Source organism: Ancylobacter sp. IITR112, from assembly GCF_041415945.1.
Lineage (GTDB): Bacteria > Pseudomonadota > Alphaproteobacteria > Rhizobiales > Xanthobacteraceae > Ancylobacter.
The window spans coordinates 1779322-1801695 of the sequence record NZ_JBGCUS010000001.1 but is presented as its reverse complement, the minus strand read 5'-3'; the positions used below and the strand labels follow the sequence as shown (position 1 = coordinate 1801695).

The following is a 22374-nucleotide window of genomic DNA, read 5'->3' as shown; positions in this document are numbered from 1 at the left end:
GTCTGGCCGCCCGCACCTGATTCCGCGCCGTTTCGGCGTCCGCCAGGGGGCTTTCTTAGCCGTCATTCCTCCCGAGACCTGGACCGATCAGCACGCTTCTCAAAGCGTTCAGCGGACCTCTTTCTAGAGGCCGGCACTCTAGCAAAAATTAGAACCTTGTCATCCTTGCGTCGCAATACGAGTATGGTGCGATGCAACAAAATTGGGCGCGTTACCGGCAGCAAGCCCTAAGTTGAGGCAGTCTTTGCGCCATTCTTCCGCGCCGCCGGGGCAAGGGCTTGTGTTTTGTGGGGCGATCCGGTTTCACTCCGCCATCGCCGCCACGCAGCCGATCCCGGCCGAATCGTGAGTTTCCGCTGATGCGCCTGTCCCGCTACTTCCTTCCCATCCTCCGCGAAGTCCCGAAGGAAGCGGAAATCGTCTCGCACCGCTTCATGCTGCGCGCCGGCATGATCCGGCAGGAGAGCGCCGGCATCTATGCGTGGCTGCCGCTGGGCAAGCGCGTGCTCGACAAGATCTGCGCCATCATCCGCGAGGAGCAGAACCGCTCCGGCGCCATCGAGATCATGATGCCGACCATCCAGTCGGCCGATCTCTGGCGCGAAAGCGGGCGCTATGACGACTATGGCAAGGAGATGCTTCGCATCAAGGACCGGCATGAGCGCGACATGCTCTACGGGCCGACCAATGAGGAGATGCTCACCGAGATCGTCCGCGCCTATGTGAAGTCCTACAAGGACTTGCCGCTGAATCTCTACCACATCCAGTGGAAGTTTCGCGACGAGGTGCGTCCGCGCTTCGGCGTCATGCGCTCGCGCGAATTCCTGATGAAGGACGCCTATTCGATCGACCTCGACTTCGAGAGCGCGGTCGTCGCCTATAACCGCATGTTCGTCGCCTATCTCAGAACCTTCGCCCGGCTGGGGCTGAAGGCGATTCCCATGGTCGCCGACACCGGCCCGATCGGCGGCAATCACAGCCATGAGTTCATCATCCTCGCCTCCACCGGCGAGAGCCAGGTGTTCTGCCATGCTGACTATCTCGACATGGCCACGCCGGAGGCGGGCGTCGACTTCCGCGATCCGGCCGGGCTGCAAGAGATCGTGAACCGCTGGACCAGCCTTTATGCGGCCACGGAAGAAAAGCATGACGAAGAGGCCTTCGCGGCGATTCCCGAGGAACAGCGGGTCTCGGCGCGCGGCATCGAGGTGGGTCACATCTTCTATTTCGGCACCAAATATTCCGAGCCGATGGGCGCCAAGGTGACGGGCCCCGATGGCGTGGAGACGCCCGTGCATATGGGCTCCTACGGCATCGGTCCGTCGCGTCTCGTCGCGGCGATCATCGAGGCGTCGCATGACGAGAACGGCATCATTTGGCCGGAGGCGATCGCCCCGTTCCGCGTCGGCCTCTTGAACCTCAAGGTCGGCGATGCCGGGACGGACGCGGCGTGCGAGCAGATCTATGCCGCGCTGAGCGAAAGTGGCGTCGATGTGCTCTATGACGACACCGAGGAGCGGCCGGGCTCGAAATTCGCCACCGCCGATCTGATCGGCCTTCCCTGGCAGATCATCGTCGGCCCCAAGGGCCTTGCGGCCGGCACCGTGGAGCTGAAGCGGCGGGCCGACGGGTCGCGCGAGACGCTGTCCATCGCGGCGGCGCTGGAGCGCATCACCGGTTGAGTAGAGGACGCGCGCGGCCGATCAGGGCCGGGCGAAGGGCGGAGCAGGCATGGCGGCCAAGAGCGCAGCGCGTCGAACCAAGACAGCGAAATCGCAACCCGGCGGGGAACCGACAAGCTCCCGGCCGTTCAGCGCCTTCGAGTGGATGCTGTCGCTGCGCTATCTGCGCGCCCGCCGCAAGGAGGGCTTCATCTCGGTCATCGCCGGCTTCTCCTTTCTCGGCATCATGCTCGGCGTGGCGACGCTCATCATCGTCATGGCTGTCATGAACGGCTTCCGCACCGAGCTGCTGTCGAAGATTCTCGGGCTGAACGGCCACATGCTGGTGCAGCCCATTGACGGCCCGCTGACCGATTATGACGCGGTGGCCAAGCGCATTGCCGGCGTGCCGGGCGTGAAGCTCGCCGTGCCGCTGGTGGAAGGGCAGGCGCTCGCCTCCTCCGCCTTCAATGCCGGCGGCGTGCTGGTGCGCGGCCTTTCCGAGGCCAGCCTGCGGGCGCTTCCGGCCATCGGCTCCAATATCCGCGCCGGCACGCTGGACGGTTTCGACGAGGGCTCGGGCGTCGCCATTGGCAAGCGCCTTGCCGACCAGTTGTCGCTGCAGGCGGGCGACAATCTCACCCTTGTCGCCCCGCGTGGCGCGGTGACCCCCATGGGCACCACGCCGCGCATAAAAGTCTACAAGATCGCGGCGGTGTTCGAGATCGGCATGTCGGAATATGACAGCGCCTTCGTCTTCATGCCGCTGGCGGAGAGCCAGGCCTATTTCAACAAGGATGGCGATGTGACCGCCATCGAGGTCTATGTCGACCATCCCGACGATGTGGAGCGCTACCGGCCGCTGGTGCAGGCGGCGGCGGAGCGGCCGATCTACATTGTCGACTGGCGCCAGCGTAACGCCACCTTCTTCAACGCGCTGCAGGTGGAGCGGAACGTGATGTTCCTGATCCTGACGCTGATCGTGGTGGTGGCCGCCTTCAACATCGTCTCCGGCCTCAACATGCTGGTGAAGGACAAGGGCCGCGATATCGGCATTCTGCGCACCATGGGCGCCACCAGCGGCGCGATCATGCGCATCTTCCTCGTCACCGGCGCCGCCATCGGCGTGGTCGGCACGCTGGCGGGCTTTCTGCTGGGCCTCATCGTCTGCCTGAATGTCGAGGAAATCCGCCAGTTCATCTCCTGGCTCACCGCCACCGAGCTGTTCTCGCCGGAGCTGTATTATCTCAGCCGCCTGCCGGCCGAGCTGAACGCGGGGGAAACCGCCACCGTGGTGCTGATGGCGCTCATCCTCTCCCTTCTCGCCCCGCTCTACCCGTCCTGGCGCGCCGCGCGCCTCGATCCGGTGGAAGCGCTGCGCTACGAATAGGAGGGGCCCGATGACGACCGCACCCCCACGGGCCGCGCTGCGGCTGGAGAGTATCGAGCGCCGCTACGCGCAGGGCGAGGGCACGCTGGAGATCTTGCGCGGCGCCGATTTTACCGTGCTGGAAGGCCAGTCGGTGGCGCTGGTCGCGCCCTCCGGCACCGGCAAGTCGACGCTTCTCCACATTGCCGGGCTGCTGGAACATCAGGACGCCGGCGAGGTGTTCATCGGCGACACCGGCACGGCCGGCCTGTCGGACGCCGAGCGCACCCGCATCCGCCGGGTGGATGTCGGCTTCGTCTATCAGTTCCATCACCTGCTCCCCGAATTCTCGGCGCAGGAGAATGTGATGCTGCCGCAGATGATCCGCGGCCTGCCGCGCCGGGAAGCGGCGCAGCGGGCGAAGGAATTGCTGAGCTATCTCGGTCTCGGCAAAAGGCTGGAACATCGTCCGGGCGAGCTTTCCGGCGGCGAGCAGCAGCGCGTCGCCATCGCCCGCGCGGTCGCCAATGCGCCGCGCGTGCTGCTGGCGGACGAGCCGACCGGCAATCTCGACCCGCACACCGCCGACCATGTGTTCCACGCGCTCTCGCAGCTGGTGGAGGCGACGGGGCTGGCGGCGGTGATCGCCACCCATAATCTCGACCTTGCCGACCGCATGCACCGGCGCGTGACGCTGCGCGAGGGGCAAGTGGTGGAACTCGCCTGAAGGGGTGGATCTCGGCTTAGGCGCGGAACGCCGATTCGGCAGAACGACCGAGCCGTTTTCGTTTCGTCAACCATGAGACGGAACGAAAAGAGAACATGGGTTGATCTTGTGGATTGCGGGAGTCATGTTCTCTCTATGTTCCATGGAGGTCGACATGATCCGTGTTCTCGTTCAGGAAGCCGCCGCTCTCGCATCCATCGCGCTGTTCGTCGCCATGATCGGCCTGTGGGCCGGCGTCATCACCGGGGTGTAGGGCGTTTTGGGCGACATGCACGCGGGTTCGCGTGAAGAAAACGCGCCTAAGCAGGGAATTAGATCACTTCACTGTCTCCGTGAAACAGTGAAGTGATCTACGGAGCCTGATCCGATCAGGTTGAAACACGCTGATCGGTGAAATAGTCGTCACGTTACGGATAGAGAACGTCCGCTGAATCCGCACCTGCGGGGGAAGACGTGCGAGCACTGTTCTGAGCACCGTCTCGGCTGACCGAGGCCGCCAGACGCGGCGTGAAGAAGCGCTCGCGCCTCAGCCCGACCTGGTTCTCGGCCCGTCGCTTCTCCCGCCCCGATGCCAGTTCGCAGGCCACGGGCTCGCCGAGATAACGGCCGCCCATCTGGACATCAGAGTGGGACGGGATGGCGCCCGGATCTCGCGGGAGGGGATACTGACCCTGTCCGGCACGCTCTCCGGCGGACCCGTCAGCAATGCTTCTGCGCGCACGACCCCGATCAAGACCGGAACCGGCACGCTCATCCTGACGAGCGTCAACACCTACACCGCCGCGACCTCGGCCCCTGCGGGCACCGAGGTGCAGAGCGGCATTCTCAGCATCGCCAACCAGACCAATCTGGGCGGCGGCACCACCATCGGCGCGGGCCGGGTCACCATCTCGGCGGATCCGGCGCTCGGCGCCGCTGCCGGCGGCATCACCGTCGCCGGCGGCACGCCGGCGAGCACGGAGACCATGACAGCGGCGCGCAATGTGGCGGTGGGTGGCAGCAGCGGCATCTTCCAGACGGATGACGGCACCGTCCTCACCCTGGGCGGCACGCTTTCCGGCACTGGCGCCCTGACCAGGCCGGGCGGCTGCACCCTCAAGCTCACCGGCGACAGCAGCGGCTTCGGCGACACCACCACGGTGGCGGCTGGGGAACTGGTCCTGGCGGACGGGGCCGTGCGGGGCGGTGCGCTGTCGTGGGTGCCGACGGTACGCTGACGGGCGGCGGCAGCGCGACCCTCACCTCCCTCGTCCTGCAGGACGGCGCGACCATCCGTGTGGTCCTGGGCAGCGTCGACGCCAATACGCTGTTCGCCGCGGGCACGCTCACCATGGACGGAACGCTGAATATCATGCCGGGGCTGGGCTACGGTGTCGGCGTCTATCGCATCTCCTCCGGCACCGATGCGCTGACGGATAGGAGGCGGCACGACGCAGGGCGGTGACGGCAGATGGGACGCGTCCACCGCGAACTGGCTCAATGCCGACGATGTCTGCATGGACTGGGCGGGCAGATGGCGGTTCGGGAACGGCACCACCGTTCCGCGTGACTTCGATCTTGACCGAACGCGGTTCTGCCCACTACCTCTGAGGTATAATAGCGCTCTTTCACCTCTTGGCGGGCCCTTTCACGGCCTATGACCCGGAAATCGACCTCCGCCCCGCGCGTACCACCGCTGGCCTTTGGCAGCGATCAGGTGGTCGAATTCGCCGATGCCGACCATATGTCAGAAACGCTGACCCGGGCCGGCACGGCGAGAACCGTCTACAGTCCCGCCAGCCGCCACGTCCCTTTCCTCAGTCGTGCGGCGATGCTCAGGGCCGGGTCGGCGCGGCTCGTCGCCGCGGCTTCTTCGGCTGTGCGATTTGAAGCCGACGGCGCCAGCATCGGCGTCCTGATGGTGCCCTTTCACGGCATGATCCGAACAATGTGCGAAGGGCGTACCCTCGAATGGGGCGCGGGACGAAGCGCGGTGATGCTGCCACCCGGCGGGTGCGCCGGCGAATCGACCGCCCGTTCGGTGGTGGCGCTGGATATCGAGCCGGCGGTGCTGGGCGGGATAGTGGCCGGCATGCGCGGCGAGCCGCCAGATGATCGCGGCTCGACGCCAGACTACACGACACCGCGCAGCTTGAAGCTTTCCTTCGGCGGCGTCGACTTCGCCCAGTTGCTGTTCCAGCAGATGGCTTTCGTGAACGCCATGAATGGCGACCCGGCGCGGATCGCCCGCGCCGGTCTGGACGACATGCTCCTGCGCACCGCGCTGCTTCTGCTTCACCCGGAGCTGTTCTTCGGCGAGAGCCCGCCGCTGGCACGCGGCACGCGCGGGCTGAACAGGGCCTGCGACTATATCGACGCGCATCTGACCGAGCGCATCACCCTCAGCGACCTTGAAAAGGTGAGCGGGCTGTCGGCCCGCAGCCTGCAATATGCGTTTCGGGCGGCCTTTGACCGGACGCCGCTGCAATGGGCCGCGGACCGGCGGCTGGAGAAGGTGCGTGAGAGGATCCTCGCCGCCCGTCCCGGCGCCACGCTGACCGCCATCGCAGGCGCGTATTTCACCAATCTCGGTGATTTCTCCCGACTCTACCGGCAACGCTACGGCGAACGGCCCTCGCAGACGCTGCAGCAGGCCCTGGCACAACCTCTGCGTGACTGAATACTGGCTCGCTGTTGCCGGAAAGCGACACGGCAAGGCAATGCCGCCGGCCCTTCGCAATCCCGATAGTGCTTGCGTAATGCCGGTTGCGGGTTCTGGCCGCTGCGGCCCATCTCTTCACCGTGCAATTGCGTCAGCGGCCAGGCGCGCTGGCTCCACACCAGCCCCGTGGGACAGCGCGCCGGACGTCTGGCGGTCGCCTGCGCGTCGCGGTGAAGGCTTCGTTCCGCGCCGCGATGCGCAGGCGCTCCGCCGCTGACAAACCTTTGTTTCCAAGGGAAGAACCATGACCGTTTTCGCTCGGCCCATCCCTCGCCATATTGAGCCCCGCTCGGTCCTGCCCTTCGCCCTCAGGCTGCTGATGTCGGGCGTGTCCGCCCTGGCGCTGGTGACGGTCGCCTGCGGCGGCGCCCACGCGACGGGCGGCAATGGCGCAGGCTACAATGAAGCCGTGGGCGGCACTGACAGCGCGACAGGCGCGGGCAATGCGGGTCAGGACAGCGCCAGCACCGGCGGTGGCGGCGGCGGCGGCGCGGGCGAGACGGGCGGGACCGGCGGCACGGGTGTGCAGGGCGCCAATTCCAATGCGGGCGGCGCGGGGGGCGCCTCACCCGGCGCCGCCGGTGAGGCCGGATTGGGCGCGAATGACGGTTCCGGGGATGCCGGCGGTGGCGGCGGCGGCGGTGCTCATGGCTATGTCGGCGCGGCCCTCCCCACCGACGCCGTCACCGGCGGGGGTGGCGGGGTTGGCGGAGGGGGCGATTATTATGGCGGCGGTGGCGGCGCGGGCGGCTGGGGCGCCGTGGTCACCGGCACGGGCGCCGGCACGCTGACTGTGGATGTCACCGGCGGCGCCGGCGGCGCGGGCGGAGTCGCCATTGCCACCGGCGCCGATGGCGGCACGGGCGGCACCGGCCTGTACTTCACCGATCCGAGCGGGTTCACGCTGACGGTTCAGAGCGCCGTGACCGGCGGCGACGGTGGCGCCGGCGGCGTGGCCTATTTCAGCGGTGACGCCGGGCTCGGCGGGGCGGGTATCCTCGGCCAGAACCTCAACGTCATACTCGGCCCCGACGGCAGCATCGCCGGCGGCCTCGGCGGCGACGGCGTCACCCGCGCGGCGGCGGTGGAGTTCACCGGCGGCGTGAACAGCTTCGAGCTGCAGGGCGGGGCCACCGTCACCGGGAATGTCCAGGCCTATAGCAGTGCCGATACGTTCCGCCTCGGCGGCGCCGATTATATGCTCTTCGACGTGTCCCGGCTCGATGGGGATGGCTCGATTGACGAGGGCGAACAGTTCATCGGCTTCGGCATCTTCGAGAAGGTGGGAACCGGCACCGCCGCCCTCACCGGTAACAACACAGAGATCACGAACTTCTCCGTGCTCGGCGGCAGCCTCTATGTGGACGGCGGGTTGACGAACACGGCTTTCTCGGTCGGCGACGGCGCCTTCCTCGGAGGATCGGGCTTCATCGGTTCGCTCACCGCCAATGCGGGTTCGGTGGTCTCGCCCGGCTCCGCAGGCATGCCGGGTCTGCTCACCGTGGCGGGCAACGTCACCTTCCAGCCAGGCTCCGTCTATGAGGTGAACATCAGCACGGTCGACGGAGTCGATGAGATCCAGGCCAATACCGCCACGCTGAATGGCGGTACGGTCCGGGTGGCCAGCGGTTCCCAATATGATCTGGGCACGACCTACAGGATCCTGAGCACGACGAACGGCATCAGCGGCGAGTTCTTAGGGGTGGATGCCCAGTCGGTCTTCCTGGATTTCTCCGTGTTGACCAGCGCCTATAACGTCGATCTCCTGGTGAGCCGCAACGGCCGCAGCTTCGCCTCCGTCGGCGCCACGGCCAACCAGCGCGCGGCCGGCGCGGGAACGGAGAGCCTCGGCAGCGGCAATGCCGTCTATGACGCTGTGCTGGACCTCGCTTCGGTGGGCGCGGTTCAGGGGGCGTTCGATCAGCTCTCAGGCGAGATCCACGCCTCGATCCAGACCGCGTTGCTGGAAGACAGCCGGTTCCTGCGCAATGCCGCCTGGGACCGCCTGCGCACGGTGGAGGGCGAGGCGCCGGGCATGTGGGTGCAGGGCTTCGGCTCCTGGGGTGATTTCGGCGGCGACGCCAACGCGGCCGAACTGAGCCGCACCATTGGCGGCGTCTTCCTGGGCGCGGACGGCGTGCTGTTCGACAATTGGCGCATCGGCGCCCTGGCCGGCTACAGCCACAGCGATTTCGACGGCAGCGACCGTGCGTCATCGGGTTCCAGCGACGACTATTCCCTCGGCCTCTTTGCGGGGACGAGCTGGGGGCCGGCCGCGTTCCGTTCGGGTCTTGCCTATACATGGCACGATATCGAGACGGAACGCGGTGTCGCCTTCCCCGGCTTCTCCGACCAGCTCTCCAGCAGCTCGGATGGGGGGACGTTCCAGGTGTTCGGCGAGCTGGGCTATGGGTTCGCCGTGAACGGCGCGACGCTGGAGCCGTTCGTGAACCTCGCCTATGTCAATCTCAGCACCGATGGCTTCACCGAAGCGGGCGGGGTGGCGGCGCTCTCCGGGGCCAGCGAGACCATGAGCACCGGCTTTTCCACGCTCGGGCTCAGGGCGAGCAACAGCTTCAACCTCGGCAGCCTCGCGGCGACCGCCAAGGGCATGGTGGGGTGGAGCGCGGCCTTCGGCGACACCGATCCTTCGGTGAGCATGACCTACGCGTCGGGCAGCCTGCCATTCGCAGTGTCCGGCGTGCCGCTGGCCGAAAACGCGCTGGTGGTGGAGGCCGGGCTCGACCTCGCCGTTTCCCCCATCGCGGCCGTCGGCATCGCCTATGGCGGGATGTTCGGTTCCGATCTCTCGGACCAGAGCTTCACCGCCAAGCTGAACGTCAAGTTCTGATCTTCTTCGGCCGATATGCAGCCAGGAGCCGAGCCTGAAGCCGACGTGCCGGGCGGGTCCGACATCAAGCGACCCATCCTGTTTATCGACATCGTGCAGGACTACCCCGCCATGGGCGGGGTAGCGCGGGTATCGGAGCAGGTCTTCAGGCTGCTCGCGCGGCAGTTCAGCCCGCGCGTGCTGTCCGCGCGGGCGCTCGCGCGGCACCTGGGGCTGGACGCACCCGACCTCGCTTATCTCGACCGCGAGCGGCATGTGGCGCAGGCACTCGCCCGCCAGCTTCCGGACGCGATCCTGTTCTTCCCCAATTTCCAGTCGCCCGTGCCGGGCCGGCTGCGGGGCGGCACCTCGCCGGTCATCAGCCTGATCCACGACCTGCAATTCGCCTTCCTGGCCCAGTATTTCCCGCCCCAGCGCCGCGACTGGCTCTCCGGTGCCTTCGCGGAAGCCGGCGCGCACTCCGACTGCCTCGTCTTTGTCAGCCAGACGACGCGGCGACATTATCTGGAACGCTACGGCGCGCCGCGCAATCAGGCGGTGATCTACAATCCCATCGGTGTGGAGCCTCCGGGACCGCGCCCGCCGGAGGCCGGGTCGGAACCGTTTCTCCTGGCCTCGATGCATGCCCACCCTCACAAGAACTTTGCCGGGCTGTTTCGCGTGTTCGAGGCTCTGGCCGCCCGCCTGCCCAACCTCCGCCTGCTGCTCACCGGCCATGGCCGCGAGACCCTGCCGGGGCTCGCCGAGCTGGCGCATCTGCCGCCGGGGCGCATACGCCATCTCGGTCATGTCGAGGACCGGCTGCTTCAGTCGCTCTCCTACCACGCCACGGCCTTTGTGAGCCTGTCGGAGTTCGAGGGCTTCAACATGTCGGCGGCGCTTGCCGCCTGCCACGGCACGCCGCTGATCCTGTCCGATCTCGATGCTCACCGTGAGCTGTTCGGCCAGGAGACGCTGTTCCTGCCGGCGCATATCGAACCGGAGGACGGCGCAAGGCGTATCGCCGACTTCCTGGGCCAGCCGCATCCCCGCTATGCCTGGAACTGGCGGCAAGCCTGCAATCCCGCCCAGGTCGGCGCGATCTACGCCGAAGTGATCCGCCATTTCGGCGGCTGACCGACGCGCCTGTCATTTGCGCCGGACGTCACCTTTCATGGATAGAGGCGGGCGTCGCTCACACTGTGCCTGCGGCAGAGATCCGCACCCGAAACACCCGATGCCGGTTCGTCCAGCAAGGCGAAGATCGGCTCTTCCGAGAAGCGGCTGCGTTTCATGTCCGGGTCCTCTCATCGGGCCAGAACGAACGTCAAACCGCATCAAGGCCGCGGGGCACCGTCACGACGGCCGGCCGCGCAAGAGGCTGGCGCACCTGCCGCAGCCGGACCCAATTGCCGGGATGCCCGGCCTCTCGTGGCGCGACAGCGGCGCCTTCCATGCCGCCCGGGCATGGAAGCGGCGGCTCAGCCCTCCATGCCGGCCGGCCGGAGGGGAGGGCGGCCGCAAGGGCCTCGTCACCCCTCTGTCACGGTTTCAAAATACCGTTTCTGTAACCCGCTAGCGGCACATGACCGCGCGAACACATGGCCTCGGCGAACCGATGGCCCCGGTGCAGGAGAGAACCAATGGCACGTCTGACAAGTCTCTTGGTAGCCAGCCTGGCGCTCCTTTCGGGCGTTGCGCATGCGGGCGAACTCACGGTCTATACGGCGCTGGAGGCCGATCTCCTGCCGGTTTACAAGAAGAGCTTCGAGGAACAGAATCCCGGCATCACTATTCGCTGGGTGCGTGACTCCACGGGCATCATCACCGCCAAGCTGCTGGCGGAGAAGGACAACCCGCAGGCGGACGTCGTGCTCGGCACCGCCGCCACCTCACTGCAGGTGCTGGATGCGGAAGGCATGCTCGAAGGCTATGCGCCCAAGGGTCTCGACAAGATCGACCTCCGCTTCGTCTCCAAGGATACGCCTCCCACCTGGATCGGCACCAATGCCTGGGCGGCGGCGCTGTGCGTCAACACGGTGGAAATGAAGAAGCGCGACCTTCCCATTCCCACCTCCTGGGCCGATCTCGCCAAGCCGGAATATAAGGGCCTCGTCGTGATGCCCAATCCCGCCTCTTCCGGCACCGGCTTCCTGGACGTGTCGAGCTGGCTGCAGATGTGGGGCGACGAGAAGGGCTGGGCCTATATGGACGCCCTGCACCAGAACATCGCCACCTACACCCATTCCGGCTCCAAGCCCTGCACGCTGGCGGCGTCCGGCGAATATCCCATCGGCATCTCCTTCGCGTTTCGCGCCGCGCGCGTCATCAACCAGGGCGCGCCTGTTGTAGCCATTGTGCCGACCGAAGGCGTCGGCTGGGACGTGGAGGCTTCCGCCATCATCAAGGGCACGCCCAATGAGGCCGATGCCAGGAAGCTGATCGACTGGGCGGTCTCCGACGCGGCCATGCAGATCTACGCCAAAAACTACGCCATCCTTGGCAACCCGGCCATGGAAGAGACGATCAAGAACATTCCGGCGGACATCAAAGCCAAGCTCATCAAGAACGATTTCGAGTGGGCCGCGTCGCACCGCGCCGCCATTCTCGAAGAGTGGCAGAAGCGCTTCGGCAGCAAGTCCGAACCCAAGGGCTGAGCCGCCACGCGCGCCCTGTCCGGCATGCCGGGCAGGGCAGCGAAAGCGGGCCGTGGGAGGGAGCCGTCGGAGGAAGGTCCGCCATGGGCCGCTCCCCGACGGTTGGATGAGAGCAGCCCGGGCCGCTCGGGGCCGGCGCCGCAGGAGCGAGGGACTGCCACATGACTGAACACGCCGTTGAGCTGGCGCTGGCCGCCCTCGAGCCGCCCGCGCGTCCCCCCTATCTGGTGGTGGAGAATGTCACCAAGCGTTTCAACGATTTCGTGGCGCTGCAGGGCGTCTCGCTGGAGGTAGGCGAGGGCGAGTTCGTCTGCTTTCTCGGCCCGTCCGGCTGCGGCAAAACCACCTTGCTGCGCGCCATCGCTGGCCTCGATATTCAGAGCTCCGGCACCATCCGCCAGGGCGGGCGCGACATTTCCGCTCTGCCGCCGGAGGAGCGTGATTTCGGCATCGTGTTCCAGTCCTATGCCCTCTTCCCCAATTTGACGCTGCGCCAGAACATCGCCTTCGGTCTGGAAAATCGGCGCATGCCGCGCCCCGCCGTTACGGCGCGCGTGGAGGAGTTGCTGGAGCTGGTCGGCCTGAAGGAGCACGGCCACAAATACCCGTCGCAGATTTCTGGTGGCCAGCAGCAGCGCGTCGCCCTTGCCCGCGCGCTGGCGCCCAGTCCGGGCCTGATCCTGCTGGACGAGCCGCTGAGCGCGCTCGACGCCAAGGTGCGTCTCCACCTGCGCAACGAACTGAAGCAGCTCCAGTCCCGCCTCGGCGTCACCACCGTCATGGTCACCCACGACCAGGACGAGGCGCTTTCCATGGCGGATCGCGTGGTGGTGATGAATGTCGGCGTGGTCGAGCAGGTGGGGACACCGGCCGAGATCTACAACGCTCCCGCCACGCGCTTCGTCGCCGACTTCATCGGCGCCATGAATTTCCTTCCGGGCGTCGTCCATAGCGGCGAGGTCCAGGTGGGCGAGATGCGGCTGCGGGCCGGCCGTGGCGTGCCGGCGGAGGGCATCCATCTCACCGCCGCCATCCGCCCGGAAGATGTGCGCATCATCGGCGCCGACCCCCATGCCGACTGGGAATCCACCAATCGCGTGGGCGTGGTCGTGGAACATGTCGAGTTCCTCGGCTCGCATGTGCGCCTGAGCCTCGGCCACCCGGCGCTTCGTCCCGCCCTTCTGGTGGCGCAGTCCTCCCAGGAGGTGGTTCGCGCCCTGCAGATCGTGCCCGGCAAGCCGATCGAGGTCAGCCTGCCACCCGAGCGGCTGCGCCTCTATGAGGATAAGGCCCAGGCCACGGGAGCAAGTCATGTCTGACGCCGCTGCGGCGGGCCCCGCGGCCGTCTCGCGGGCCGCCATTCGCCCGAAAGTGGGGCGCGACGACCGGCTGATGCTGGTCTTCACGCTCGTCATCGGCCTTTACCTCGTGGTCAGCCTTGCCCTGCCCATCTTCTTCATGCTGTGGAAGTCCACGGAGGTTCGTGCCTTCCCCTATGGCGCGGTGGAGCTGCAGGTGGATACAGGCGCGGGCTTCGTGCCGGTGGGCACGCTGGCGGCGGTGGCCCCGCAACTCGGCCTCGGCGCGGCGGTGGATCAGGCGCGCCGCTCGACCTCGCTCACGGCGGCGCAGCTATTTCCCACGCGCAGCTTCGACGGCGCACCGCTGAAGGGCCTGCGCATGCGCCTGGCCGTTGCCGCCGATGGCACCCTCGATCTGTCCGGCAAGCCGGTGCCGCCCGGTGAATGGGCCGAGGTCTCGGTCCAGGATCTGCGGCGCCTGGTGCTGCGCGCCGGCACCCTGCGCAGCTTCGACAATTACACCGCCTATTTCAGCAATCCGGCGCTCACCCAGTCCATCGTCAACAGCTTCGCGGTGGCGCTGACCACGACCCTCATCACCGTGCTGCTGGCCTTCGGCTTCGCTTATGGGCTCACCCGCACCTGCATGCCGGGCAAGGGCCTGTTCCGCACCATCGGCATGGTGCCCATCCTGGTGCCGTCGCTGCTGGCGGGCTTGTCGCTGGTCTATCTGTTCGGCAATCAGGGGCTGCTGAAGGATCTGCTGTTCGGCGCCAAGATCTACGGCGCCAGCGGCATCATCGCGGGCTGCGTGTTCTATACTTTTCCCCACGCCTTCCTCATCATCGCCACCGCACTCTCCGTGTCGGATGCCCGGCTCTACGAGGCGGCGCGGTCGCTGCGGGCGCCGCCCCGGCGGACCTTCTTCACCGTGACGCTGCCCGGCGCGCGCTATGGCCTCATCTCCGCGGCCTTCGTGGTGTTCACCCTCACCATCACCGAGTTCGGCGTGCCGAAAGTGGTCGGCGGCGATTTCAACGTGCTCGCGGTCGACATCTACAAGCAGGTGGTGGGCCAGCAGAATTTCGCCATGGGCGCGGTTGTGTCGGTGATCCTGCTCATCCCGGCGGTCGTCGCCTTCGTCGTCGACCGGATGGTGACCAGCCGGCAGGTGGCCCTGTTGACCGCCCGCGCCGTGCCCTATGCCCCGCAGCGCAACAGGGCGCTCGACTGGGCCGCCTTTGCCTTTTGCTGCGCGGTGGCAGCTCTGCTTCTGCTGATCCTCGGCGTGTCGCAATATGCCGCTCTGGTGCGGTTCTGGCCCTATGACCTGTCGATCAGCCTGACCCATTTCGTCTTCGAGGGCGTGGACGGCGGTGGCTGGGGCTCCTATTTCAACTCGGTTCGCCTCGCCTTCTGCACGGCGATCATCGGCACGGTCGTGGTGTTTATCGGCGCCTATCTCGTGGAGAAGGGGCGGGGCTTTGTGGCGGCGCGGACCGGACTGCATTTCCTCTCCATGTTGCCCATGGCCATCCCCGGCCTGGTGCTCGGCCTCGCTTACATCTTCTTCTTCAACGACAAATCAAATCCGCTGAACCCGCTCTACGGCACGATGACGATCCTCGTCATCTGCACGGTGACCCATTTCTACACGGTCTCGCACCTCACCGCGCTGACCGCGCTGAAGGCCATGGACCGGGAGTTCGAGGCGGTGGCCGCTTCCCTCAAGCAGCCGGTGACACGCATGTTCACCCGCATCACCATGCCGGTCTGCATGCCCACGGGCCTCGACGTGGCGGCCTATTATTTCGTCAATGCCATGACCACCGTCTCGGCCGTGGTGTTTCTCTATGCACCCTCGACAACTCTCGCGGCGGTGGCGGCGCTGAACATGGATGATGCCGGTCAGATCCAGTCGGCCGCCGCCATGTGCATGCTCATCCTCTACACAAATCTCGCAGCCCGGGGCGTGCATGCGCTGCTCTCAAGGGGCCTTGCCCGCACCCAGGAATGGCGCGCCCGATGACCGCCCATTACGATCTCGTGGTGGTGGGGGCCGGCATTGTCGGTCTTGCCCATGCGCTCATCGCCACCCGCCGGGGTCTGTCGGTCTGCGTGGTGGACCGGGAGAGCGAGGCCATTGGCGCCTCGGTGCGCAACTTCGGCTTCGTCACCGTCACCGGCCAACAAGCCGGCGACTGCTGGCGCCGCGCGCGCCGCTCCCAGCAGATCTGGCTGGAGGTCGCGCCGCAGGCCGGCATCGCGGTGGAGCATGAGGGTCTCATCGTGGTGGCGCAACGGCCCGAGGCCGTGGCGGTTCTGGAGGCTTTCCGCGCCACCCCGATGGGCGCGGATTGCGAACTCTTCACCGCCGAACAGACCCGCCGCCATTTTGGCGCGGTGCTCAATGACACGCGGCTGGAAGGCGCTCTCTATAGCCCCCATGAGCGGCGGGTGGAGAGCCGCTTCGCCATCCCGAAGCTCGCGCGCTGGCTGGAAGAGGCAAAGGGCGTCACCTTTCGCCGCCGCTGTCATGTGTCGGCGGTGGAAGGGGGCCGGGTCCGCACCAGCCAGGGCGAGATCCAGGGCGCGCGGGTAGTGGTGTGCACCAATGACGAGCTGGTGACCCTGTTTCCGGCGGAGATCGCCGCTTTGGGCATCCGGCGCTGCTGGCTGCAGATGCTGAAGGTCATGCCCGCCGATCCCGGCTTCCGCCTCCCGGCTGCGGTCATGTCCGACCTCTCGCTGATCCGCTATCTCGGCTATGCCGAACTGCCCGAGGCGGCGGCGCTGCGGGCCCGGCTGGAGCAGGAGCAGCCGCAGGCGCTCGCCAATGGGGTCCATCTCATTGCCGTGCAGGGAGCCGATGGTGGGCTCATCGTCGGCGACAGCCATCATTACGGCTTCAGCCCCTCGCCCTTCTCCTCCGACACCGTCGACGGCCTCATGCTTGACGCGCTTCATGCGGTGCTGCGGCTGCCCGGCGCGTGGGTGGCGGAGCGCTGGATGGGCACATACGCCTCCCTGCCCGACACGCTGATGGTTCGTGTCGCCCCTGAAGCCGAGGTGCGGCTGGTGATTGTCACCAGCGGCACCGGGGCCTCCACCGCCTTCGCCATCGCCGAGGAAACCCTGGCCGAGCTTTTTGGAGACGCCACATGACCTTTACCCATCTCAAGGCCGTCGTGTTCGACTGGGCCGGCACCATGGTGGACCACGGCTCGAAGGCGCCCATGGGCGTGTTCCAGCGCGCTTTCGCCCATTTCGGCGTCAACATCACCATCGACGAGGCCCGCGGCCCCATGGGCATGGCCAAGCGCGATCACATCGCCACGCTCATCCACCTGCCGCGCATCGCCGGCCAGTGGGAAAAGGTCCATGGCCGCGCCCCCGGCGAAGCGGATATTGATGCCGTCTATGACGTGTTCGTGCCGCTGAATGTGGAAGTGGTGACGGCCTTCGCCGACCTAATCCCCGGTGCCGCCGAAACCGCCGCGCATCTGCGCGCCGCGGGTCTGAAGATCGGCTCCACCACCGGCTATACCCGCGAGATCATGGCTCCGCTTCTTCCGCTCGCCGCCGAGCAGGGCTATGCGCCGGACAATCTCGTATGCGCGGGCGACCTGTCGGCTGGCCGCCCCACCCCGCTGATGATGTACAAGACTTTCCTCGATCTCGGCGTCTGGCCCGCCGCCGCCATCGTGAAGGTGGACGACACGGAGGTGGGCGTGGCCGAGGGTCTGAATGCCGGCTGCTGGGCCGTCGGTGTCGCGCTCACCGGCAATGTGTTCGGCCTCGATGCCGCCGAGACCGACGCGCTTTCCCATGACGAACTGGAGGCCCGCCGCGCCACGGCCTATGGCAAGCTGACCCGCGCCGGCGCGCATTTCGTGATCGACAGCGTGGCGGACCTGCCGGAAGTGCTGGACGAGATCGAAGGCGCCATGGCACGCGGCGAGCGGCCGTGAGCGTGGGCGCAGAAAGGTTGGCAGGAGGCCGGACCATGCAAGGCGGTGCCAGCGAAGGCGACGTCAATACTTCTCCCCTGCGCGCCGCCTGGAGCGCCAGCCTCGACGCGCCGACGCGAGACCTCTTGGAGGCGGATGCGGATGTGTTCCTGCATCAGTCTCTTTCCTCGCCCTGCCTCGACGTGGTCGTTCAAGCCGAAGGCTCCATGCTTGTGACCCACTCCGGCCGCCGCCTGTTCGACTTCCACGGCAACAGCGTGCACCAGCTGGGTCACGGTCATCCCGCCGTGGTGGCGGCCATCAAGGCGCAGTTGGACAGCTTGCCCTTCTGCCCCCGGCGCTTCACCTGCCAGGAGGCGGTGCGTTTTGCCCAGAAGCTCGCGGACCTTGCGCCCGAACCGCTGGGCAAGGTCCTGCTGGCTCCGTCCGGCTCTGCCGCCATCGGCATGGCACTGAAGCTGGCGCGCTATGCCACCGGCCGGCACAAGACCCTGTCCATGTGGGACGCCTTTCACGGCGCTAATCTCGATGCCATTTCGGTCGGCGGCGAGGCGCTGTTCCGCAAGGATGTTGGGCCGCTTCTGCCCGGCGCCGAGCATGTGCCGCCGCCCGGCATGGCCCGCCGCTTTTTCGGCGATGATGACGGCGCCGTCGATCGCCTGGCTGACTATATCGACTATGTGCTTGAGGTGCAGGGTGACGTCGCCGCCCTCATCGCCGAGCCGGTGCGCTGGACCACGGTGGAACCGCCTCCGGCCGGTTTCTGGGCCAAGGTGAAGTCGAGCTGCGCCCGCCACGGCACCTTGCTGGTGTTCGACGAGATTCCCTCCGCGCTCGCCCGCTGCGGCAGCTTCTACGTGTTCGAGCAGATGGGCTGCGTGCCGGACATGGTGGCGCTGGGCAAGGGCCTTGGCGGGGGCATCGTGCCTCAGGCGGCGCTTGTAGTGCGGCGGGATCTGGACATTGCCGGGCAGGTGGCGCTCGGCCATTACACCCATGAGAAGAGTCCGCTTGGCAGTGCCGCCGGCCTCGCCGCCATTCAGGTGATCGAGGACCAGGATCTGTGCGCCCGTGCCCGGCATCTCGGCGCGGCGGGGCGGGCCCGCCTCGACGCCCTGGCGGCGGCGCGGCCGGAGATCCGGGAGGTCCGCCATATTGGCGCCTTCTTCGGCGTGGAACTGCGCGACCATGCCGGCCTGCCCGCCAGCATGCGGGCGGACCGCATCCTCTATGCCGCTCTGGAGCGGGGCCTCAGCTTCAAGGTGGGCGGCGGCAAGGTGCTCACCCTCTGCCCGCCCTTGATCATCACGGACGCCGAGTTCGACCGCGCGCTGGACATTCTCGAAGCGGCCTTCGTGGCGGTGGAGGGATAGGGCGGCACCCGCCGGCGGCGCGCGGCGGGAAAGAACGGCGCCGCGTCCACGCCTGAACGCCGCGGCTCATCAACGAGCCCCTTCTGGACGCCGGGTTGCAGTGCGCCGTGGCATCAGGGCAAGCCTTCAGCCGGGGTACGAAGCCAAGGCTTCGACCGGGGTACGAAGCCAAGGCTTCGACCGGGGCATAAAGGCAGAGCCTTTAGCCGGGGATAACGGGGAGGGCGCGGCGCGGGGGTGGACGCCACCCGGCGCGGTGCCCACCATGGGCGCTTCGAGTCGCAGGAGGGATATGAGATGGCGCAGGCTGATGTCGGGTTCGTGCATCTGCATGTCCATTCCTCCTTCTCGCTGCTGGAAGGCGCGCTGAGCATCGGCCGGCTCGCCGATCTCGCCAAGAAGGACCGCCAGCCAGCCATCGCGCTGACCGACACTGGCAATCTGTTCGGCGCGCTGGAATTCTCGGAAAAGATGGCCGGCGCCGGCATCCAGCCGATTCTCGGCTGCGCGCTGGCGATCGACTTTCCCGGCGCGGCCCCGCGCGGGCCGGCCGGGCAGGAGCGCCCGCGCATGGTCCTGCTCGCCATGAACGAGCAGGGGTGGACGAACCTCATGGAGCTGGTGTCGCGCTCCTTCCTCGACACTGCCTCGGATGGGGCGCCGCACATCAAGGTGGACTGGCTCGAAGATCACCACACTGGCCTGATCGCACTCACTGGCGGTCCCACCGGCCCGATCGACCGCGCCCTGGCGGCGGGCAGCGCGGACCATGCCGAGCAGCGTCTGGCGCAGTTGCAGGCGTTGTTCGGCGACCGGCTCTATGTCGAAATCCAACGCCACGGCCTCGCCGAGGAACGCCGTGTCGAGCCGGCGCTGATAGAACTTGCCTATCGACTGGAACTTCCGCTCGTCGCCACCAACGAGCCCTTCTTCGCGGCGCAGGATGACTATGAGGCCCATGACGCCCTCATCTGCATCGCCGAGGGCCGTCTCGTCGCCGAGCCCGACCGCCGCCAATTGACGCCGGAGCACCGCTTCCGTACCCGCGCGGAAATGGCGGACCTGTTCGCCGATCTGCCGGAAGCCCTTGCGAACACGGTAGAAATCGCCCAGCGCTGTGCCTATCGCCCGCGCACGGTCAAGCCGATCCTGCCGCGCTTCACCCTCGACCGCGACGAGGCGGAGGAGTTGCGGCTGCAGGCGCAGGAGGGGCTGCGCAACCGGCTGGCCGTGCACGGTCCGCGCGAAGGGCTGACCGTCAAGGACTATGAGGCGCGGCTGGCCTTTGAGCTCGGCATCATCGAGCGGATGAAGTTCCCGGGCTACTTTCTCATCGTGTCCGACTTCATCAAATGGGCGAAAGCACAGGGGATTCCGGTCGGACCGGGCCGTGGATCGGGCGCAGGTTCGCTGGTGGCCTATTCGCTCACCATCACCGATCTCGACCCGTTGCGCTTCGGCCTGTTGTTCGAACGCTTCCTCAACCCCGAGCGCGTGTCGATGCCGGATTTCGACATCGACTTCTGCCAGGAACGGCGCGACGAGGTGATCCGCTACGTCCAGCAACGCTATGGCCGCGATCAGGTGGCGCAGATCATCACCTTCGGTACGCTACAGGCGCGCGGCGTGTTGCGCGATGTCGGCCGCGTGCTGGAGATGCCCTACGGCCAGGTCGACAAGCTGTGCAAGCTGGTGCCGCAGAACCCGGCCAACCCGGTCACGCTGAAACAGGCTATCAATGACGAGCCGCGCCTGCAGGGGGAGAGCGAGGCCAACCCGGTGGTCAAGCGCGCCTTCGACATCGCCACCCGGCTCGAAGGGCTCAACCGCCACGCCTCCACCCACGCCGCCGGCATCGTCATCGGCGACCGCCCGCTGGCGCGACTGGTCCCGCTCTACCGAGACCCGCGCTCGGACATGCCCGTCACCCAGTACAATATGAAATGGGTGGAGCAGGCCGGGCTGGTGAAGTTCGACTTTCTCGGCCTCAAAACCCTCACCGTCCTGCAAACTGCCGTCCGCCTGGTTTCCCAGCGGGGAATCACACTCGACCTGTCGACGATTCCGCTCGACGATAAAAAGACTTACGACATGCTGACGCGCGGCGAGACGGTCGGCGTGTTCCAGGTGGAAAGCGCCGGCATGCGGCGGGCGCTGGTCGACATGAAGCCGGACCGGCTGGAGGACATCATCGCCCTCGTCGCCCTGTACCGGCCGGGTCCGATGGCCAATATCCCGGTCTATTGCGCGGTCAAGAACGGTCAGGAAAAGGCGGCCTATGCGCATCCTGCGCTGGAAGCCAGCCTCAAGGAGACCTACGGCGTCATCATCTACCAGGAACAGGTGATGCAGATCGCGCAGACGCTCTCCGGCTATTCGCTGGGCGAAGCCGATCTTCTGCGCCGGGCCATGGGCAAGAAGATCCGCGCCGAGATGGACAAGCAGCGCGAGCGTTTCGTCGATGGCGCGGTGGAGCGCGGCGTGCCGAAGGCCAAGGCGTCGGAAATCTTCGACCTGCTCGCCAAATTCGCCGATTACGGCTTCAACAAGAGCCACGCGGCAGCCTATGCGCTGGTGTCCTACCAGACCGCCTATATGAAGGCGAATTACCCGACCGAATTCCTCGCGGCGTCGATGACGCTGGATATGGGCAATACCGACAAGCTGGCGGAATTCCGCCAGGAGGCGCAGCGGCTCGGGATCGAGGTGGTGCCGCCGTCGGTAAACCTCTCGGGGCGCGAATTCGCGGTGAGGGATGGCCGCATCCTCTATGCTCTCGCGGCCATTAAGGGCGTGGGGGGGCATTCGGTCGACGCCATCGTCGAGGCGCGGGGCGAGCGCCCCTTCACCAGCCTCGCCGACTTCGCCTCGCGCATCAACGCCAAGGCGCTGAACAAGCGGACGATGGAAAGCCTGGTCAATGCCGGGGCTTTCGATGCGCTGGAGAAAAACCGTGCCCGCGCCTCGGCGGCGATCGACTGCATGCTCGCCCATGCGGCATCGGTCGGGGCCGAGGTGGCGTCGGGGCAGGGCAATATGTTCGGCGGGCCGTCGGTCGCGGCGGAACTGCCGATTCCCACTGCGGCGCCCTGGCTGCCGGCGGAGAAGCTGCAGCGGGAATATGACGCCATCGGCTTCTTCCTTACCGGGCATCCGCTGGACGATTATGGCAAGGCGCTGGACCGGCTGCGGGTGCAGCGTTGGACCGACTTCACCCGTTCAGTGCGGGCCGGCTCCATGGCCGGACGGCTTGCCGCCACAGTGGTGAGCCGCCAGGAGCGCCGCACCAAGACCGGCAACAAGATGGGCATCGTCGGATTGTCGGACCCTTCCGGCCAGTTCGAGGCGGTGCTGTTCTCCGAAGCCCTGGCGCAGTACCGGGAACTTCTGGAGCCGGGCAAGGCCCTGCTGCTGCAGGTGTCGGCGGAACTGCAGGGCGAGGATGTGCGCGCGCGTATCCAGACCGTGGAGCCGCTCGATCAAGCGGCGTCGAAAATGCAGAAGGGCATGCGCGTGTTCCTGCGCTCGCCCGAGCCGCTGGAAAGCGTCGCCACCCGGCTCGGCTCGCTCAGTGGTGGGCGGGGCGACGGCGAGGTGTCGCTGGTGCTGCTGCTGGGCGAGCGCGGCGACACCGAAGTCGAGGTGAAACTGCCCGGCCGTTTCAGTCTTTCCCCGCAAATTGCCGGCGCACTGAAGGCAGTACCGGGCGTCGAGATGGTTGAGATGGCCTAGCTCGGCCCTTTGCGGGCCGTTGCCGCTGACCTCTGCCGGCGGGTACTGCCGC

16 protein-coding genes are annotated in these 22374 nt (G+C 66.9%); 15 read left to right on the top strand and 1 reads right to left on the bottom strand.

What is annotated here, in order from left to right; translation table 11 throughout:
* Nucleotides 1-359: 359 nt before the first annotated feature.
* The 8 genes from proS (at nucleotide 360) to AAC979_RS08570 (ending at nucleotide 10425) form a co-directional block, all read left to right on the top strand.
* Complete coding sequence (gene proS, locus AAC979_RS08605; protein WP_371346428.1) at nucleotides 360-1682, top strand: proline--tRNA ligase; 1323 nt, start codon at nucleotides 360-362, stop codon at nucleotides 1680-1682.
* Nucleotides 1683-1827: 145 nt separating this feature from the next.
* Nucleotides 1828-3051, top strand: a complete 1224-nt coding sequence (locus tag AAC979_RS08600; protein ID WP_371349029.1) for a lipoprotein-releasing ABC transporter permease subunit — start codon at nucleotides 1828-1830, stop codon at nucleotides 3049-3051.
* A 10-nt stretch (nucleotides 3052-3061) separates the two neighbouring features.
* Complete coding sequence (locus AAC979_RS08595; protein WP_371346427.1) at nucleotides 3062-3757, top strand: ABC transporter ATP-binding protein; 696 nt, start codon at nucleotides 3062-3064, stop codon at nucleotides 3755-3757.
* Nucleotides 3758-4383: 626 nt separating this feature from the next.
* Nucleotides 4384-4974: a hypothetical protein gene (locus AAC979_RS08590; RefSeq protein WP_371346426.1), complete on the top strand. Its 591-nt coding sequence runs from the start codon at nucleotides 4384-4386 to the stop codon at nucleotides 4972-4974.
* Entirely contained in the window at nucleotides 4953-5201 is a 249-nt protein-coding gene (locus tag AAC979_RS08585) for a hypothetical protein (protein WP_371346425.1), read from the top strand. The genes AAC979_RS08590 and AAC979_RS08585 overlap by 22 nt, the downstream gene beginning before the upstream one ends.
* A gap of 252 nt (nucleotides 5202-5453) precedes the next feature.
* Entirely contained in the window at nucleotides 5454-6416 is a 963-nt protein-coding gene (locus AAC979_RS08580) for a helix-turn-helix domain-containing protein (RefSeq protein WP_371346424.1), read from the top strand.
* A 286-nt stretch (nucleotides 6417-6702) separates the two neighbouring features.
* Nucleotides 6703-9309: an autotransporter domain-containing protein gene (locus AAC979_RS08575; protein WP_371346423.1), complete on the top strand. Its 2607-nt coding sequence runs from the start codon at nucleotides 6703-6705 to the stop codon at nucleotides 9307-9309.
* 45 nt (nucleotides 9310-9354) lie between these two features.
* Nucleotides 9355-10425, top strand: a complete 1071-nt coding sequence (locus AAC979_RS08570; RefSeq protein ID WP_371346421.1) for a glycosyltransferase — start codon at nucleotides 9355-9357, stop codon at nucleotides 10423-10425.
* Nucleotides 10426-10460: 35 nt separating this feature from the next.
* Here the strand turns inward: AAC979_RS08570 and AAC979_RS08565 are convergent, their stop codons facing one another.
* Entirely contained in the window at nucleotides 10461-10583 is a 123-nt protein-coding gene (locus AAC979_RS08565) for a transposase (protein ID WP_371346419.1), read from the bottom strand.
* Nucleotides 10584-10931: 348 nt separating this feature from the next.
* On the opposite strand from AAC979_RS08565, the gene AAC979_RS08560 reads away from it, so the two are divergent.
* The 7 genes from AAC979_RS08560 to dnaE all read left to right on the top strand — a co-directional run bounded on the left by AAC979_RS08560 (nucleotide 10932) and on the right by dnaE (nucleotide 22322).
* The gene (locus AAC979_RS08560; RefSeq protein ID WP_371346417.1) at nucleotides 10932-11945 is read left to right on the top strand and encodes a putative 2-aminoethylphosphonate ABC transporter substrate-binding protein; all 1014 of its coding nucleotides are present in this window, start codon (nucleotides 10932-10934) and stop codon (nucleotides 11943-11945) included.
* A 161-nt stretch (nucleotides 11946-12106) separates the two neighbouring features.
* The gene (locus AAC979_RS08555) at nucleotides 12107-13264 is read left to right on the top strand and encodes a putative 2-aminoethylphosphonate ABC transporter ATP-binding protein (protein WP_371346416.1); all 1158 of its coding nucleotides are present in this window, start codon (nucleotides 12107-12109) and stop codon (nucleotides 13262-13264) included.
* Nucleotides 13257-15275, top strand: coding sequence for a putative 2-aminoethylphosphonate ABC transporter permease subunit (locus AAC979_RS08550; protein ID WP_371346414.1), 2019 nt, complete (start codon nucleotides 13257-13259; stop codon nucleotides 15273-15275). Before AAC979_RS08555 ends, AAC979_RS08550 begins: the two co-directional genes overlap by 8 nt.
* Nucleotides 15272-16411, top strand: coding sequence for a TIGR03364 family FAD-dependent oxidoreductase (locus AAC979_RS08545; protein ID WP_371346413.1), 1140 nt, complete (start codon nucleotides 15272-15274; stop codon nucleotides 16409-16411). The genes AAC979_RS08550 and AAC979_RS08545 overlap by 4 nt, the downstream gene beginning before the upstream one ends.
* Nucleotides 16408-17217, top strand: a complete 810-nt coding sequence (gene phnX / locus AAC979_RS08540) for a phosphonoacetaldehyde hydrolase (RefSeq protein ID WP_371346411.1) — start codon at nucleotides 16408-16410, stop codon at nucleotides 17215-17217. The genes AAC979_RS08545 and phnX overlap by 4 nt, the downstream gene beginning before the upstream one ends.
* 35 nt (nucleotides 17218-17252) lie before the next feature.
* Complete coding sequence (locus tag AAC979_RS08535; protein WP_371346409.1) at nucleotides 17253-18590, top strand: aspartate aminotransferase family protein; 1338 nt, start codon at nucleotides 17253-17255, stop codon at nucleotides 18588-18590.
* A 297-nt stretch (nucleotides 18591-18887) separates the two neighbouring features.
* Nucleotides 18888-22322 (top strand): DNA polymerase III subunit alpha, encoded by a 3435-nt coding sequence (dnaE, locus tag AAC979_RS08530; protein ID WP_371346408.1) that lies wholly within the window; start codon nucleotides 18888-18890, stop codon nucleotides 22320-22322.
* The last annotated feature ends 52 nt before the right edge of the window (nucleotides 22323-22374 follow it).

Excerpts from the sequence above, each read along its gene's own strand:
- proS (WP_371346428.1), top strand. The coding sequence starts at position 360 with ATGCGCCTGTCCCGCTACTTCCTTCCCATCCTCCGCGAAGTCCCGAAG.
- AAC979_RS08600 (WP_371349029.1), top strand. The coding sequence starts at position 1,828 with ATGCTGTCGCTGCGCTATCTGCGCGCCCGCCGCAAGGAGGGCTTCATC.
- AAC979_RS08595 (WP_371346427.1), top strand. The coding sequence starts at position 3,062 with ATGACGACCGCACCCCCACGGGCCGCGCTGCGGCTGGAGAGTATCGAG.
- AAC979_RS08575 (WP_371346423.1), top strand. The coding sequence starts at position 6,703 with ATGACCGTTTTCGCTCGGCCCATCCCTCGCCATATTGAGCCCCGCTCG.
- AAC979_RS08565 (WP_371346419.1), bottom strand. The coding sequence starts at position 10,583 with ATGAAACGCAGCCGCTTCTCGGAAGAGCCGATCTTCGCCTTGCTGGAC.
- AAC979_RS08560 (WP_371346417.1), top strand. The coding sequence starts at position 10,932 with ATGGCACGTCTGACAAGTCTCTTGGTAGCCAGCCTGGCGCTCCTTTCG.
- AAC979_RS08555 (WP_371346416.1), top strand. The coding sequence starts at position 12,107 with ATGACTGAACACGCCGTTGAGCTGGCGCTGGCCGCCCTCGAGCCGCCC.
- AAC979_RS08550 (WP_371346414.1), top strand. The coding sequence starts at position 13,257 with ATGTCTGACGCCGCTGCGGCGGGCCCCGCGGCCGTCTCGCGGGCCGCC.
- AAC979_RS08545 (WP_371346413.1), top strand. The coding sequence starts at position 15,272 with ATGACCGCCCATTACGATCTCGTGGTGGTGGGGGCCGGCATTGTCGGT.
- phnX (WP_371346411.1), top strand. The coding sequence starts at position 16,408 with ATGACCTTTACCCATCTCAAGGCCGTCGTGTTCGACTGGGCCGGCACC.
- AAC979_RS08535 (WP_371346409.1), top strand. The coding sequence starts at position 17,253 with ATGCAAGGCGGTGCCAGCGAAGGCGACGTCAATACTTCTCCCCTGCGC.
- dnaE (WP_371346408.1), top strand. The coding sequence starts at position 18,888 with ATGGCGCAGGCTGATGTCGGGTTCGTGCATCTGCATGTCCATTCCTCC.